The 12889-nt window shown below is 66.2% G+C and carries 12 protein-coding genes and 1 pseudogene; 11 read left to right on the plus strand and 2 right to left on the minus strand.

The genetic code is table 11. The annotated features are described in order from the left end of the window. The first annotated feature begins 451 nt into the window (after window positions 1-451). The 4 genes from IC66_RS0138790 to IC66_RS0138805 all read left to right on the plus strand — a co-directional run bounded on the left by IC66_RS0138790 (window position 452) and on the right by IC66_RS0138805 (window position 3155). Complete coding sequence (locus IC66_RS0138790) at window positions 452-1006, plus strand: TetR/AcrR family transcriptional regulator (RefSeq protein ID WP_038951132.1); 555 nt, start codon at window positions 452-454, stop codon at window positions 1004-1006. Between the two features lie 53 nt (window positions 1007-1059). Continuing rightward, window positions 1060-2253 (plus strand): MFS transporter, encoded by a 1194-nt coding sequence (locus IC66_RS0138795; RefSeq protein WP_038951133.1) that lies wholly within the window; start codon window positions 1060-1062, stop codon window positions 2251-2253. A gap of 230 nt (window positions 2254-2483) precedes the next feature. Next, entirely contained in the window at window positions 2484-2819 is a 336-nt protein-coding gene (locus IC66_RS0138800; RefSeq protein ID WP_244429233.1) for a DUF4118 domain-containing protein, read from the plus strand. 138 nt (window positions 2820-2957) lie between these two features. After that, window positions 2958-3155, plus strand: coding sequence for a hypothetical protein (locus IC66_RS0138805; protein WP_028144073.1), 198 nt, complete (start codon window positions 2958-2960; stop codon window positions 3153-3155). A 14-nt stretch (window positions 3156-3169) separates the two neighbouring features. Here IC66_RS0138805 and IC66_RS0138810 read toward each other — a convergent pair whose 3' ends face one another. Next, complete coding sequence (locus IC66_RS0138810; protein ID WP_038951135.1) at window positions 3170-4402, minus strand: class I SAM-dependent methyltransferase; 1233 nt, start codon at window positions 4400-4402, stop codon at window positions 3170-3172. A gap of 152 nt (window positions 4403-4554) precedes the next feature. On the opposite strand from IC66_RS0138810, the gene rfbC reads away from it, so the two are divergent. Together rfbC and IC66_RS0138820 are read left to right on the plus strand one after the other, a co-directional pair. After that, a complete protein-coding gene (gene rfbC, locus IC66_RS0138815; protein WP_028144071.1) occupies window positions 4555-5079 on the plus strand; it encodes a dTDP-4-dehydrorhamnose 3,5-epimerase in 525 nt (174 codons plus the stop codon). Then, on the plus strand, window positions 5076-5972 hold the full coding sequence (locus tag IC66_RS0138820; RefSeq protein WP_038951136.1) for an NAD-dependent epimerase/dehydratase family protein: 897 nt from the start codon (window positions 5076-5078) through the stop codon (window positions 5970-5972). The genes rfbC and IC66_RS0138820 overlap by 4 nt, the downstream gene beginning before the upstream one ends. A gap of 229 nt (window positions 5973-6201) precedes the next feature. On the opposite strand, the gene IC66_RS0138830 is transcribed toward IC66_RS0138820, so the two are convergent. Beyond that, a complete protein-coding gene (locus IC66_RS0138830; protein ID WP_028144069.1) occupies window positions 6202-7179 on the minus strand; it encodes a LysR family transcriptional regulator in 978 nt (325 codons plus the stop codon). A gap of 118 nt (window positions 7180-7297) precedes the next feature. Here IC66_RS0138830 and IC66_RS0138835 point away from each other — a divergent pair, with 118 nt between their 5' ends. From IC66_RS0138835 to rbcL, 5 genes and pseudogenes are all read left to right on the plus strand, one after another. Next, window positions 7298-8335: a class 1 fructose-bisphosphatase gene (locus IC66_RS0138835; RefSeq protein WP_038951137.1), complete on the plus strand. Its 1038-nt coding sequence runs from the start codon at window positions 7298-7300 to the stop codon at window positions 8333-8335. 12 nt (window positions 8336-8347) lie between these two features. Beyond that, window positions 8348-9223 (plus strand): phosphoribulokinase, encoded by an 876-nt coding sequence (locus IC66_RS0138840; RefSeq protein ID WP_038951139.1) that lies wholly within the window; start codon window positions 8348-8350, stop codon window positions 9221-9223. A gap of 16 nt (window positions 9224-9239) precedes the next feature. Further along, the gene (tkt, locus tag IC66_RS0138845) at window positions 9240-11258 is read left to right on the plus strand and encodes a transketolase (RefSeq protein ID WP_028144067.1); all 2019 of its coding nucleotides are present in this window, start codon (window positions 9240-9242) and stop codon (window positions 11256-11258) included. A gap of 12 nt (window positions 11259-11270) precedes the next feature. Beyond that, window positions 11271-12356: a class II fructose-bisphosphate aldolase gene (fba, locus tag IC66_RS0138850; protein WP_028144066.1), complete on the plus strand. Its 1086-nt coding sequence runs from the start codon at window positions 11271-11273 to the stop codon at window positions 12354-12356. Between the two features lie 38 nt (window positions 12357-12394). Continuing rightward, window positions 12395-12889, plus strand: a pseudogene (gene rbcL, locus IC66_RS0138855) (ribulose-bisphosphate carboxylase large subunit); the annotation flags it as partial.

Raw genomic sequence — 12889 nt, forward strand, 5'->3', positions numbered from 1 at the left:
GCACGGCGCTATGCGCCTTTGCCCACCCTACGGCACTGCGCACTTGGAGAACGAGCCATCGCCTCATACACCGTCATTGCTTCGTCGCTAGAGCTCGTCGCGATGACGGTGGAGAGGGCGATCGCCGCACTCCGCTCGCGTGCCCCGGACGCAGCGCAGCGCTCGGGCGATGCGAAGCATCGTCCGGGGCGGTGCGCTGCAGAGCCGGGGCCCATCCATCCGCATCGCGCCCTGTCGCCTTCTGGGTCCCGGCTCTGCGCCGCAACGCTTCGCGTTGCTGCTTGTCCGGGACACGAGGCCCGGGGCCTGCTTATCCGACCACCCGATCTCCCCCATCACAACCAATTGTCTTTATTAGGAAACAATCATTCCCTATTATCCCGCAATGCAAAAAGCCGCCCGCCGATCGCCGTCTGCCGCCCGTCCGCCCGGTCGTCCCCGGGAATTCGACATGGATACGGCGCTGGACCGCGCCGTGCGGGTGTTTCGTGAGCGCGGCTATCATGCGACCTCCATCGGCGACCTTACCGCGGCGATGCGGCTGGCGACGGGGAGCATCTACAAGGCGTTTCGCGACAAGCATGCGGTGTTCCTGGCCGCCTTCGAGCGCTATACGGCGCTGCGCCAGGAGCAGACCCGCGGCGCCGCCGCGCACGGCAAAAACGGCCGTGAGCGACTGCGCCATGTGCTGCTGTCCTATGTCGCGCAGTCCCAGGGCGCCGAGGGACGGCGCGGCTGCCTCGTGGTCGGCAGTGCGGTCGAATTGTCGGCGGTCGATTCCGTCGTCGCCGCCCGCGTCGCCGCGCAGCTCGAGACCAACGAAGATTTCATCGCCGGCCTCATTCGCGAGGGGCAGGTCGACGGCTCGATTCCCGGTCATGTCGCGGCCGACGACACCGCGCGGCTGATGATCTGCATCACGCAGGGCCTGCGTGTCGTCGGCAAGGCGCGTCTGCCGCTCGACGGAGCCCGCCTCGTCGGCGTCGCGATGAAACTGCTCGCCTGAATTTGTGTCATATTAGGAAATGATCGTTCCCGATTTCTCGGAGACTATGCGTCATGACGATGAATGCCACGATCGAGACCGCACCCGAACCGGATGCGGTGTCGCAGCGCCTGACCTTCGTGCTTGCCGCGGCCTGCGGCATGATCGCGGCCAACATCTACTATGCGCAGCCGCTGATCGCCCCGATCAGCGCCGCGCTCGGCCTGTCGCACGCAGCTGGCGGGCTGATCGTCACCATGACGCAGATCGGCTACGGCACCGGGCTGCTGCTGATCGTGCCGCTCGGCGATCTCGTCGAGAACCGTATCCTGATCTGCTCCGTCATCACGCTCGGCGCGGCGGCGCTGCTCGCCGCCGCGTTCGCCACCCATGCGTTGCCGTTCCTGATCGCCGCGCTGTTCATCGGCCTCGGTTCGGTCGCGGTTCAGATCATCATTCCCTATGCCGCGCATCTGGCGCCGGAAGCCATCCGCGGCCGTGTCGTCGGCAACGTCTCGACCGGCCTGATGCTCGGCATCATGCTGGCGCGTCCGGTGTCGAGCTTCGTCACCTCGGCGCTGTCGTGGCACGCGGTGTTCTTCGCCTCCGCCGCGCTGATGATCGTGCTGACGGCCGTGCTCTGGATGACGCTGCCGAACCGCAAGCCGGTGACGCGGATGCACTATGGCGAACTGTTGCTGTCGATGCCGCATCTGGTGCGGGCGACGCCGCTGCTGCGGCGCCGGGCGCTCTACCAGGCCAGCCTGTTCGGCTGCTTCACCCTGTTCTGGACGGTGGCACCGCTCCAGCTCGCCGACGCGTTCGGCTTCACCCAGCGCGGCATCGCGCTGTTTGCGCTGGCCGGCGTGGCCGGCGTGTTCGCGGCGCCCATCGCCGGACGGCTCGCCGATCGCGGCCATAGCCGCATCGCGACGCTGGTCGCGATGCTGCTCGCGGCCGGGGGCTTCCTCGTGACCTATCTCGGCGCGCCCGGCTCGATGCTGAACCTGGTCTGTCTGGTCGCGGCGGCAATTGCCATCGACGTCGGCGTCCAGGGCAATGTCGTGCTCGGCTTCCGCGCCATCTTCGCGCTCGGGCACGAGCACCGCAGCCGCCTCAACGGCCTCTACATGGCGACGTTCTTCACCGCCGGCGCGGCCGGCTCCGCGGTCGGCGCCTGGGCTTTCGCGCAAGGTGGCTGGACGCTCGCATCGGCCATCGGCCTCGCTCTGCCCGTCATCGGCTTGCTCTATGCGGCGATCGAATAGCCGCCGGCCACAGCAATTGTGCGATGCGGCCGTTTACCAGGCCGCGGGAGGCAGCCGGGTGATGCAATTTGCATCTCGCGATTCCGGTGCTGCTGTAGTACTTTGGTCTCAAGCGGGCCCGGTTAATGGGCGGCAGGGGGAGGCTGATGAGGCGTGCGGGACTGTTTGGCGTACCGCGGGTACGGCCATGGTCGTGGCAGGCGTTTCTGCTCGGATGCGTCGTTGTCGCCATGTCGGCTGCGTTTCAGGGCATTTGCGTTGCGCTCGGCGCAAAGCTCTATTTTGCAGCGTTCCTGCCCGGCCTGTTCATACTCGGCATCGTTGCGGGTACGCCGGCGGCGGGGTTTGCCGCGCTGTTCACCATTCCCCTGGTGTGGTGGGCGTTCATTCCGCCCTTCTTCGAGTTCAACGCGCTGAGCAACGCAAATACCGATGCCATCAACCTGTTCTGCCTGCTCGCGGTGCTGCTGATTGGCCTCGCCGATCTCTGCCGCGAGACCATGAGGATCGTCCGCCAGGGCGGGTTGAAGTCCCCGGGCGAGAGCGCGGCAACGAATCCGCAATAATTCGCCCTTGCCCGGCCGTGCACGTTGCGTCCGCGCAACAGTCCGGCAACCATCCGCAAGCTTGCCGCGCGCCGCTAACTTTTCGAAAAAGATTTGGCCGCAGTTTCTCCCCCGGGAATGACGAGGGAGTTTTCGGACATGAACGGTCAAGCCATCTTGGAGAATGTGCGCCGCTATCGCGGCATCGCATCGCTTTATCGCCAGACCGCTGCGTTCCGCCCGGGCCAGAGCTGGTCGCTGCTGGAGCAGGCGAGCGATTGGGAAGCGCGGGCGTTGTCGGAGCTGGAAGCCTATTTCGCGTTGCGCGCGGACTACGCCGCTCCGCTCGCAGCCTGATTGTTAACCATCGCTCACGATATGATCGTCAGATCGGGCGCGGGCACCACGAATTGTCCGCCCCAGGCGCGAACCTCCGCCAACTGGGCGATGATCTCGTCCTTCAGATTCCAGGGCAGGATGAAGACGTAATCGGGCCTGGCCGCGATCAGGGCGGCGGGATCGCGGATCGGCAGATGCGATCCCGGAAGCAGCAGGCCCTGCTTATGCGGATTGCGGTCCACGGTGAACGGAATCAGCTCACGCGTGACGTCGCAATAATTGAGCAGCGTGTTGCCCTTCGCAGGCGCGCCATAGGCCAGCACCGTCTTGCCCGCGCGCCGCGCCGCGACGAGAAAGTCGCGGATCGTCTCGCGCTTGGCCGCCACCTTCGCCTGGAAATCACGATAGCTCGCCGGCCGGTCGAGCCCTGCCAGGGTCTCGCGCCGGCGCAAGCTCTCGAGTGCAAGCGAGGCGCTCCGAGGCGCGTTCTCGCTGCAGACATGCAGACGGAGCGAGCCGCCATGCGTCGGCAATTCGTCCACGTCGAAGACGCGCAAGGCGTGTGCGCGAAAGACCCTCTCCAGGGTCGCGAGCGAGAAGTACGACAGATGCTCGTGATAGATCGTGTCGAACTGGATGCCTTCGATCAGGTGCAACAGATGCGGAAGCTCCAGCGTGGCGCGTCCGGTCTCGGGCAGGAGAATGCGCAGGCCCGCGACGAAATAGTTGATATCAGGGACGTGCGGCAGCACGTTGTTGGCGACGATCAGCTCGGGCCTATGACCTTCGGCGCGCAGCGCGGTCGCGACGTCGCGGCCGAAATAGCAGATCCGGGTCGGAATCCCCTTGGCGATCGCAGCGGCCGCCGGACCGCTGGCCGGCTCGATGCCGAGCGCACGGATGCCGGCGCGCAGGAAATATTGCAGCAGATATCCGTCATTGCTGGCGATCTCGATCACCTCGGACGCTGCGCCGAGCTTCGCACGGACGACCATCTCGGCGGCATAGCTCTCCGCATGCCGGAGCCAGCTCTCGGAATAGGACGAATAATACAGATACTGCTCGAAGATGTTGGCCGCAGGCTCGAATTGCGGAAGCTGCGCCAGTCCGCAGGCGGGGCACACACGGGCATGCAGCGGATAGGTCGGCTCAGTCGCCTCCGCCCGCTCCGGCGGCACGAAGGAATTCGCCAAAGGCGACAGGCCGAGATCGACGAAGGTCTCATCGAGCTCCCGCGCGCAAAAGCGGCATCGATGCCTGTCCATGAACGGATCGTCCGGTTGTGCCGTCGTGCCGCGGCTGTTAGTGAATTCTCCCAAGCCACGGAAATTCCGACAACGTTGCGCATGATGCAACCCAAAAGGCGTTTCGGTGAACCGACGTTCGCAACGGCGGCGTCGCGGTGCGGGGGCCCGGGATGAAGTTCACTGCATTGGCGCTGCCAGGCGTGGTTGAAATCGGCATCGAACCGGAGACCGACGCGCGCGGATTCTTCGCCCGGCTGTTCGATGCTGAGGCCTTCGCGGCGCAGGGCCTGCCGACGCATTTCGCGCAGCACAGCCTCTCGCATAACGAGCGCGCCGGCACGCTGCGTGGCCTGCACTATCAGATGGGCCGACCGGAGGCCAAGCTGGTGCGGTGCGTTGCCGGCCGCGCGTTCGACGTGATCGTCGATCTGCGCCGGTCGCTGCCGACCTACGGACAATGGTGCTCGGTCGAGCTCGCCGCCGGCCGTGGCAATGCCGTATTCATCCCCGCCGGATGCGCGCACGGCTTCCAGACGCTCACTGAGGGCACCGAGCTGATGTATTGCATCGATGTGCCCTATGACGCGCAAGGCGCGGCCGGCATTCGCTGGGACGATCCATCGCTCGCGATCGACTGGCCGCTTGCCGACCCTATTCTGTCCGCGCGCGACCGCGCGCTGCCGTGTCTCGCATGAGGCGGGTGTTGGTCACGGGCGCGTCCGGATTCGTCGGTCGTGCGCTGTTGCCTGTGCTGACTGGTCGCGGCTTCGAGGTGCACGGCGTCGCGCGCGCGACTCAATCGGCGGTGGCCGGTGTGACATGGCATGCGGCCGATCTCCTCACCGAAGCCGGCCGCGCACATGCGCTGTCGGCATCGCGGCCGACGCATCTCGTTCATCTCGCATGGGAGGTGCGGCCGGGCCGCTATCGCGAGGATCCCGTCAACCGGTTGTGGGCCGAGGCGAGCATTGACCTGTTGTCACGTGCGCGAGCCCGCGGCACCCAGCGCATCCTCGGCATCGGAAGCTGCCTCGAATACGGACCGCAGAGCGGCCCGTGCGAGGAGCAGGTGAGTCAATGCCGTCCCACGACACTGTACGGACAAGCCAAGCTCGCGACGGCCGAAGCCTATATCGCGGCAGGCGCCGCCTGGGGCCGCGTGTTTGTCCCGTTCGGGCCGCACGAGCCCGAGGCGCGCCTGATCCCCTCGCTGATCCGGAGCCTTCGCGCGGGACAGCATTTCGATTGCTCGCATGGCGGGCAGCTTCGCGATTTCGTCTATGTCGATGACCTCGCGCAGATGATCGCCGCCGTGCTCGACAGCGAGCTCTCCGGCGTCGTCAATCTCGCCAGTGGCGAGACGCGCAGCCTGCGCAGCGTGATCGAGCATGTCGCAGGTCTCCTCGAAGCACGCCATCTGGCCAGGTTCGGCGCCGTCGATGCAACGGGCATCGACGCCGAGCCGATCATTGCCGCCGACGTCCGCCGCCTCCGCGGCGTGACTGCAGGCGTGCCGGTCGTCGGATTCCAGGAGGGCGCCGCGCGCGATGTTGCGTGGTGGATCGACCGTCAGCCGGGGAGGGGATGACGTGCGGTCTCCTCGCAACAGGCCGGCGGCAAGCGGCACCTGTGGCAATTACGGAGTTGTCTGGCTGCCCGCCTGTGCTAGCAACGGGCCGACCGAAATCTCCCTCACGTCGGCCGGGGCAAGCGATGATCACGTTCAACCGCATCTTCACGACGGAGCGTCTGCTCCAGATCATCGTGATTCTGGCGGCGACGGTTGCCATGAAGCTGATGAGCTGAGCGCGGGCGGATCATCGTCCGCCGAACTCGGGCACGTCGGGCAGATAGTTCGACCCTTCCGAGCCCAGAAAATCGAACATCGCCTGCGCCGGCGGCAGCAGCACCTTGTCGCTGCGGCGGATCACGTACCATTGCCGCACGATCGGCAGGCCCGCGACGTCGAGCACGATGAGTCGGCCCTCGGTGAGCTCATGCGCCACGGTGTGGGCCGAGATGAAGGCGATGCCGAGCCCGGCGATCACGGCCTGCTTGATGGTCTCGTTGCTGCTCATCTCCATGCCGATGATCGGCTCGAGATCGGACTTCTGGAACATGCCCTCCATCAGCGTCCGCGTGCCCGAGCCGGGCTCGCGGGTGAGGAAGGTCTCGTGGACGAGGTCGGTCAGGTTGAGGCCGGAATCGTTCTCCAGCCAGTGCCCCTTGCGCGCGACGATGATGTGCGGATTGCGCCCGAGCTGGCGGACGTCGACCGTGACGTCGGCCGGTGGCCGACCCATCACCGCGAAATCGAGGTCGTAGCCGTGCATGGCCTCGCGGATCTCCTCGCGGTTGCCGATGGTGAGCTTGATCTCGATCTTGGGGTACCGCTTGGAGAACGCCGCGATCGCATGCGGCACGAAATATTTCGCGGTCGAGACCGCGCCGAGATGCACGGTGCCGCCGGTCCGCCCGGCGAGCAGGTCGAGCGCGCCCTGGCAGTCCATGATGGCGGCCTCGACCCGCTCGGCCAGCGTCAAGACCTCCTTGCCCGCCTCCGTCAGCAGCATGCCGTCGCCGGTCCGCTGCACCAGCGGCAGGCCGGCGAGATCCTGAAGCTGCCGGAGTTGCTGGGTCACGGCCGGCTGGGTCAGCCCGAGATGCCCGGACGCCGCCGTCACGCTGCCTTTGGCCGAGAGCGCCGCAAGCGAGCGCAGCTGCCGGATCGTCAGATGCCGGAGCTGGGCCGCCGCATGGCTGGGGCCATTATAAGAAAATTCTTTGACGCTCATTATAAATAGAAATTTTCCTTATTAAGCCGCCCCTGTCAATCTCCTGATGCCGGGACTGACCGTACCGACCTCCAGAGGGGAGGGAACTGGATACGGCGCCGGCAAAGGGGATGCGCAGATGACCGGGCAATTGAGGCTGGACGACCACCTTCAACGGTATTCGGAGACCGCACCTCATGCGCTCGCCGTGGCGGCCGCGGTCGATGCCATCGCGGCAGCGGCCATCGAGATCGCCGACCTGATCGCCACCGGAGATCTCGCGGACGCCTCCGGCCTGACCACCGGCCGCAACAGCGACGGCGACGTCCAGCGCGATCTCGACGTGCAGGCGGACGCGATCCTGCGCCGCTGCCTCAGCAAGCTGCCGGTCGCCGCGCTCGCCTCGGAAGAAATGCGCGAGGCCCAGATCGGCGATCGTGAGGCGAAGATCTGCATCGCGATCGATCCGCTCGACGGCTCCTCCAACATTGACATCAACATGACGGTCGGCACGATCTTCTCGATCCTGCCCGCCCCCGACGATCTCTCGCTTGCCTTCCATCAGCGCGGCTCGGCGCAGCTCGCGGCGGGCTTCGTCACCTACGGGCCGCAGACCTCCCTGGTGCTGACGCTCGGCGAAGGCGTCGACATCTTCACGCTCGATCGCAAGGCGGGTTGCTTCCGCCTCGCGCGCAGCGGCGCGCAGATCGCCGAGGCCTGCGAGGAGTTCGCGATCAACGCGTCGAATCGCCGGCACTGGGATTCGCCGGTGCGTGCCTTCGTCGACGAGTGCCTCGCCGGCGTCGACGGGCCAGCCAACCACAATTTCAACATGCGCTGGGTCGGCTCGCTGGTCGCCGAGGCCTATCGCATCCTCACCCGTGGCGGCATCTTCCTCTATCCCTCGGACGCGCGTGCCGGCTATGGCGACGGCCGCCTGCGTCTGACTTACGAAGCGCATCCGATGGCCATGATCATCGAGCAGGCCGGCGGCTCCGCCACGACGGGGCGCGAGCGCATCCTCGATCTCTCGGCGCAGAGCCTGCACCAGCGCGTGCCGCTGATCATGGGCTCGAGCAACGAGGTGCGCCGCGTCGAGGAACTGCATTGCGATCCGCTGCTGGTTGCCAGCGTCTCAGCGCCGCTGTTCGCGCGGCGCGGATTCTTCCGGCTGTGAGGAGGGCGTCCGATGTCCAGGAAGCATCCCATCATCTCCATCACCGGCTCCTCCGGCGCCGGCACCACCTCGGTCAAGAAGACCTTCGAGCAGATATTTTTCCGCGAGAAGGTCAACGCGGCCTACATCGAGGGTGACGCCTTCCATCGCTACGACCGCGCCGAGATGCGCGGGCAGATGGCGAAGGAGGCCGATCGCGGCAACAAGCATTTCAGTCATTTCAGCCCCGAGACCAACCTGTTCGAGGAGCTGGAGCGTGCGTTTCGCGACTATGGCGAGACCGGCACCGCGACGACGCGGCATTACGTGCATGACGCCGAGGAGTCCGCGCTGCATGGCGCGGCGCCCGGCACCTTCACCGACTGGAAGCGGCTGCCGGAGAATTCGGACCTGTTGTTCTACGAGGGCCTGCATGGCGCCGTCGTCACCGACAAGGTCAATGTCGCGCGCTATGCCGACCTCAAGATCGGCGTCGTGCCGGTCATCAATCTCGAATGGATCCAGAAGCTGCACCGCGACCGCAGTGCGCGGGGTTATTCGACCGAGGCCGTCACCGACACCATCCTGCGGCGGATGCCCGACTACATCCACTACATCTGCCCGCAATTCACCGAGACCGACATCAACTTCCAGCGCGTGCCGACGGTGGACACCTCCAATCCGTTCATCGCGCGCTGGATCCCGACGCCGGACGAGTCGATGGTGGTGATTCGCTTCAAGAACCCGCGCGGCATCGACTTCCCCTATCTGCTCTCGATGTTGCCGCAGAGCTGGATGTCCCGCGCGAACTCGATCGTGTGCCCCGGCGCAAAGCTCGATCTCGCGATGCAGCTGATCCTGACGCCGCTGATCATGCAGCTGATCGAGCGCAAGCGCAGCTTGAAGTGAACGAGGAGAGAATCCAATGAACATCTCGGTTCATGCCGAAGCCGACCTCACGGCGGTCACGCACAACGATCTCGCCAATGCCGTCCGCTTCCTCGCGGTCGACGCCATCGAGACCTCGCAGTCGGGTCATCCCGGCCTGCCCATGGGCATGGCGGATGTCGCAACCGTGCTGTTCTCGCGGTTCCTGAAGTTCGACTCGGCGCACCCCAACTGGCCGGACCGCGACCGCTTCGTGCTGTCGGCGGGCCATGGCTCGATGCTGCTCTATGCGTTGCTGCATCTGACCGGCGGCGACGTCAGCCTCGACGACATCAAGGCATTCCGGCAATGGGGCTCGAAGACGCCGGGCCATCCGGAATATGGTCACACGCCGGGCGTCGAGATGACGACGGGGCCACTGGGGCAGGGGATCGCGACCGCGGTCGGCATGGCGCTCGCCGAGCGGATGGCCAACGCGCGACATGGCGACGGCCTCGTTGATCATTTCACCTATGTGATCGCGGGTGACGGCTGCCTGATGGAGGGCCTCAGCCAGGAAGCGCTCTCGCTCGCCGGGCATCTCGGGCTTGGCCGCCTGATCGTGCTGTTCGACGACAACGGGATCTCGATCGATGGGCCCACCTCGCTGGCGACGTCCGACGACCAGCTGGCGCGTTTCGCCGCCTCCGGCTGGTCGGTGCGCAGCATCGATGGCCACGATCCCGAAGCGATTGCGCAGGCGATCGCAGAGGAGCGGGAGACCGCCAAACCGTCGCTGATCGCCTGCCGCACCGTCATCGGCTACGGCGCGCCTGATCGGCAGGGCACGGAGAAAGCCCATGGAGCGCCGCTCGGGACCGAGCAGACCGCGGCCGCGCGCCGGACGCTGGGTTGGGATTATCAGCCCTTCGTGGTGCCTGTCACGGTCCAGAAAGCGTGGCGGATGATCGGGCAACGCGGCCAGGTCGATCGGCTCGCCTGGCTCGATCGCTATGAATGCGCGACGGCCGAGCAGCGCGACATGTTCGTCGAAGGCAAGGCGGTTGCCCTGCCGGCCGCCTACGCGCTGGCCGCGGCGAAGTTGCGCGAACGCTTTGCGTCCGAGCGTCCGAAGCTCGCGACGCGGCAGGCCTCGCAACAGGTGCTCGACGGCATCGCCGGGACGATTGCCGGCCTGGTCGGCGGCTCCGCTGACCTGACGCATTCGAACCTCACGCACGCCAAGCTGCAAGTCCCCGTCAAGCGCGGGACGTTCGCCGGCGACTACATCCACTACGGCATTCGCGAGCACGGCATGGCCGCCGCGATGAACGGCCTCGCTCTGCATGGCGGCTTCATCCCGTACGGTGGCACGTTCCTCGCGTTCTCCGATTATAGCCGGCCCGCGATCCGCCTTGCGGCCCTGATGCGGCTGCGCGTCATCCATGTGATGACCCACGATTCCATCGGCCTCGGCGAGGACGGCCCGACGCACCAGCCTGTCGAGCATCTTGCCGCGCTGCGGGTGATCCCGAACCTGCTGGTGTTCCGTCCCGCCGACGCGGTGGAGACGCTGGAAGCCTGGGATTGCGCACTCAATTCCGAAGACCGCCCCTCCGTGCTGTGCCTGTCGCGGCAGGCGTTGCCGACCTTCCGTAGCGATGCGCGCGGCAGAAACCGCGTCGCACACGGCGCCTATCTCGTCGTCTCGCCGGACGGCGGACGCGACGTGACGCTGATCGCAACCGGTTCGGAAGTGTCGATTGCACTGGAAGCCGCCCGCCTGCTTGCGACCGAGCACATTCGTGCGGCCGTGGTGTCCGCGCCTTGCTTCGCCCTGTTTGAGGAGCAGCCGAACGACTACCGCGCCACCGTGCTCGGTACCGCGCCGCGTGTCGGAATCGAGGCTGCCGTGCAGGGCGATTGGGCGCGCTGGCTCGGCGCTGAGGGCGAATTCGTCGGCATGCGCGGCTTCGGCGCCTCGGCGCCGGCGCCGGTGCTGTACCGCGAATTCGGCATCACACCGCAAAGCATTGCGGAAGCCGCCCGCCGGGCGGTCGCTCGCAAGCGACAATAAGGAGGACTTCTCGTGGCCCGTATCACACTTCGCCAACTGCTCGACCACGCGGCCAGCCATGGCTATGCGGTGCCGGCGTTCAACATCAACAATATGGAGCAGGGCATCGCGATCATGCAGGCGGCGGCCGAGGTCGACGCGCCCGTGATCATCCAGGCCTCGCGCGGCGCGCGCAGCTACGCCGGCGATCTCATGCTCTCGCATATGATCGACGCGCTGGAGCGGACCTATCCGGACATCCCGCTTTGCATGCACCAGGACCACGGCAATGACGAAGCGACCTGCGCCTCCGCCATCGCCCATGGCTTCACCTCCGTCATGATGGACGGCTCGCTCAAGGCCGACGCCAAGACGGCGGCCGATTACGATTACAACGTCGCGATCACCCGCCGCGTCGTCGATCTCGCCCACTGGGTCGGCGCCTCCGTCGAAGGCGAGCTCGGCGTGCTCGGCTCGCTCGAGCACGGCGGTGGCGAGCAGGAGGATGGCCACGGCGTCGAGGGTACGGTCAGCCACGACCAGCTCCTGACCGATCCCGACCAGGCGGTCGACTTCGTTCGTGCCACCAAGGTCGATGCGCTCGCCATCGCGATGGGCACCTCGCACGGCGCCTACAAGTTCAGCCGCAAGCCGGATGGCGACATCCTGGCGATGCGCGTGGTCGAGGAGATCCATCGCCGCTTGCCTAACACGCATCTGGTGATGCACGGCTCCTCGTCGGTGCCGCAGCCGCTGCAGGACATGTTCAACCAGTTCGGCGGCGAGATGCCGCAGACCTGGGGCGTGCCGGTCGAGGAGATCGTCCGCGGCATCAAGAGCGGCGTGCGCAAGGTCAATATCGACACCGACTGCCGCCTCGCGATGACGGCCGTGTTCCGCAAGGTCGCCGCGCAAACGCGTTCCGAGTTCGACCCGCGCAAATTCCTCAAACCGGCGATGGACGCGATGCGCGAGCTCTGTCGCGACCGTTTCGAGCAGTTCGGGACCGCGGGCCATGCCAGCAAGATCAAGGTCATTCCCTTGAGCGAGATGGCGCGGCGCTATCGCGCCGGCGAGCTCGATCCGCGCGTCGATGCCCGCGAGCCCGTTGCGGCCTAGTCAATCGGAAACAACAGAGAAAACAGCAGGAGAGAGACATGAACGCACATACCGGCACGGTCCGCGGCAAAGAGCGCTATCGCTCGGGCGTCATGGAATACAAGCGCATGGGCTATTGGGAGCCCGACTACACGCCAAAGGACACCGACGTCATCGCGCTGTTTCGCGTCACGCCCCAGGAAGGCGTTGACCCGATCGAAGCGTCCGCGGCCGTCGCCGGTGAATCCTCGACCGCGACCTGGACCGTGGTGTGGACCGATCGCCTGACCGCGGCGGAGAAATATCGCGCGAAATGCTACCGCGTCGATCCGGTGCCGGGCACGCCGGGCTCGTATTTCGCCTACATCGCCTATGACCTCGACCTGTTTGAGCCGGGTTCGATCGCGAACCTCTCGGCCTCGATCATCGGCAACGTGTTCGGCTTCAAGCCGCTCAAGGCGCTGCGGCTGGAAGACATGCGTTTCCCCGTCGCCTATGTGAAGACCTTCCAGGGACCGGCGACCGGCATCGTGGTCGAGCGCGAGCGGCTCCCC

The sequence above is a fragment of the Bradyrhizobium genomosp. III genome, assembly GCF_000261705.1.
Taxonomy (GTDB): domain Bacteria; phylum Pseudomonadota; class Alphaproteobacteria; order Rhizobiales; family Xanthobacteraceae; genus Bradyrhizobium; species Bradyrhizobium ottawaense.

Excerpts from the sequence above, each read along its gene's own strand:
- IC66_RS0138830 (WP_028144069.1), bottom strand. The coding sequence starts at position 7,179 with ATGAGCGTCAAAGAATTTTCTTATAATGGCCCCAGCCATGCGGCGGCC.
- IC66_RS0138790 (WP_038951132.1), top strand. The coding sequence starts at position 452 with ATGGATACGGCGCTGGACCGCGCCGTGCGGGTGTTTCGTGAGCGCGGC.
- tkt (WP_028144067.1), top strand. The coding sequence starts at position 9,240 with ATGAACATCTCGGTTCATGCCGAAGCCGACCTCACGGCGGTCACGCAC.
- IC66_RS0138840 (WP_038951139.1), top strand. The coding sequence starts at position 8,348 with ATGTCCAGGAAGCATCCCATCATCTCCATCACCGGCTCCTCCGGCGCC.
- IC66_RS0138795 (WP_038951133.1), top strand. The coding sequence starts at position 1,060 with ATGACGATGAATGCCACGATCGAGACCGCACCCGAACCGGATGCGGTG.
- IC66_RS0138835 (WP_038951137.1), top strand. The coding sequence starts at position 7,298 with ATGACCGGGCAATTGAGGCTGGACGACCACCTTCAACGGTATTCGGAG.
- IC66_RS0138800 (WP_244429233.1), top strand. The coding sequence starts at position 2,484 with ATGTCGGCTGCGTTTCAGGGCATTTGCGTTGCGCTCGGCGCAAAGCTC.
- IC66_RS0138805 (WP_028144073.1), top strand. The coding sequence starts at position 2,958 with ATGAACGGTCAAGCCATCTTGGAGAATGTGCGCCGCTATCGCGGCATC.
- IC66_RS0138810 (WP_038951135.1), bottom strand. The coding sequence starts at position 4,402 with ATGGACAGGCATCGATGCCGCTTTTGCGCGCGGGAGCTCGATGAGACC.
- rfbC (WP_028144071.1), top strand. The coding sequence starts at position 4,555 with ATGAAGTTCACTGCATTGGCGCTGCCAGGCGTGGTTGAAATCGGCATC.
- IC66_RS0138820 (WP_038951136.1), top strand. The coding sequence starts at position 5,076 with ATGAGGCGGGTGTTGGTCACGGGCGCGTCCGGATTCGTCGGTCGTGCG.